Below are 328 nucleotides of genomic sequence, written 5' to 3'. Positions count from 1 at the left end.
AAATGGAACTCATACCATTACGATTACAGATGGCAATGGTAATCAAACAAGCACAACCGTAAAAGATGGAGCTAAGGGCGATACTGGTGCCAAAGGCGATACTGGTGCGCAAGGTATCCAAGGTGAAAAAGGTGACACGGGAGCCAAAGGCGATACTGGAGCGCAAGGTATCCAAGGCGAAAAAGGTGAAACTGGTGCCAAAGGCGATACTGGCGCACAAGGTATCCAAGGTGAAAAAGGTGACACCGGAGCCAAAGGCGATACAGGCGCAGCAGGTAAAGACGGCGTAGATGGTAAAAATGCTACGGCTGGTGTTGTAGATAATGGA

1 pseudogene is annotated in these 328 nt (G+C 49.1%); it reads left to right on the top strand.

The window, feature by feature from the left end:
- Positions 1-328, top strand: a pseudogene (locus EO120_RS09110) (collagen-like protein); the annotation flags it as partial.

It is taken from the genome of Veillonella caviae (assembly GCF_003992125.1).
Taxonomy (GTDB): domain Bacteria; phylum Bacillota; class Negativicutes; order Veillonellales; family Veillonellaceae; genus Veillonella; species Veillonella caviae.
The sequence above is the reverse complement of the archived record's forward strand: the minus strand, read 5'-3'. Positions and strand labels throughout refer to the sequence as shown.